General features: G+C 50.3%; 1 rRNA gene. It reads left to right on the top strand.

What is annotated here, in order from left to right:
- Positions 1–270: 270 nt before the first annotated feature.
- Positions 271–1,727, top strand: a 16S ribosomal RNA gene (locus tag DZ860_RS23685); the annotation flags it as partial.

Here is a 1,727-nt window from a genome sequence, read left to right as displayed (position 1 = left end):
AAAGCTCTTTAACAATATAAACCTATCAATCTGTGTGGGCACTCGTTGATGATAATCCAATAAGTTTTTGCTTAGGCAAAGACTGTTTCTTCGGAAAYAAATTGGGTTCAATGAACTGAGTGACCAAATTTGATAACAYTTTCTTTATAAGRAATGGTTATCGAGCACAGTCAATTCATTATCGTTCTGTTGGTAATAGCTTTAAAATTACTTCTTACTTTCGAGTAAGRRCAGTTTTGAAGTCAGTATTCATTGAGCCGACAAAATCTTAAATTGAAGAGTTTGATCATGGCTCAGATTGAACGCTGGCGGCAGGCCTAACACATGCAAGTCGAGCGGTAACATTTCAAAAGCTTGCTTTTGAAGATGACGAGCGGCGGACGGGTGAGTAATGCCTGGGAATATGCCTTGATGTGGGGGATAACCATTGGAAACGATGGCTAATACCGCATAATGCCTACGGGCCAAAGAGGGGGATCTTCGGACCTCTCGCGTCAAGATTAGCCCAGGTGGGATTAGCTAGTTGGTGAGGTAATGGCTCACCAAGGCGACGATCCCTAGCTGGTCTGAGAGGATGATCAGCCACACTGGAACTGAGACACGGTCCAGACTCCTACGGGAGGCAGCAGTGGGGAATATTGCACAATGGGCGCAAGCCTGATGCAGCCATGCCGCGTGTGTGAAGAAGGCCTTCGGGTTGTAAAGCACTTTCAGTCGTGAGGAAGGTTCATRCGTTAATAGCGTATGGATTTGACGTTAGCGACAGAAGAAGCACCGGCTAACTCCGTGCCAGCAGCCGCGGTAATACGGAGGGTGCGAGCGTTAATCGGAATTACTGGGCGTAAAGCGCATGCAGGTGGTTCGTTAAGTCAGATGTGAAAGCCCGGGGCTCAACCTCGGAACTGCATTTGAAACTGGCGGACTAGAGTACTGTAGAGGGGGGTAGAATTTCAGGTGTAGCGGTGAAATGCGTAGAGATCTGAAGGAATACCGGTGGCGAAGGCGGCCCCCTGGACAGATACTGACACTCAGATGCGAAAGCGTGGGGAGCAAACAGGATTAGATACCCTGGTAGTCCACGCCGTAAACGATGTCTACTTGGAGGTTGTGGCCTTGAGCCGTGGCTTTCGGAGCTAACGCGTTAAGTAGACCGCCTGGGGAGTACGGTCGCAAGATTAAAACTCAAATGAATTGACGGGGGCCCGCACAAGCGGTGGAGCATGTGGTTTAATTCGATGCAACGCGAAGAACCTTACCTACTCTTGACATCYAGAGAAGCCAGCGGAGACGCAGGTGTGCCTTCGGGAACTCTRAGACAGGTGCTGCATGGCTGTCGTCAGCTCGTGTTGTGAAATGTTGGGTTAAGTCCCGCAACGAGCGCAACCCTTATCCTTGTTTGCCAGCGAGTAATGTCGGGAACTCCAGGGAGACTGCCGGTGATAAACCGGAGGAAGGTGGGGACGACGTCAAGTCATCATGGCCCTTACGAGTAGGGCTACACACGTGCTACAATGGCGCATACAGAGGGCTGCCAACCAGCGATGGTGAGCGAATCCCAAAAAGTGCGTCGTAGTCCGGATTGGAGTCTGCAACTCGACTCCATGAAGTCGGAATCGCTAGTAATCGTGAATCAGAATGTCACGGTGAATACGTTCCCGGGCCTTGTACACACCGCCCGTCACACCATGGGAGTGGGCTGCAAAAGAAGTGGGTAGTTTAACCTTTCG

The organism is Vibrio sinensis (genome assembly GCF_003605645.1).
Classification (GTDB): domain Bacteria; phylum Pseudomonadota; class Gammaproteobacteria; order Enterobacterales; family Vibrionaceae; genus Vibrio; species Vibrio sinensis.
This window is presented reverse-complemented; position numbering and strand designations above follow the sequence as displayed.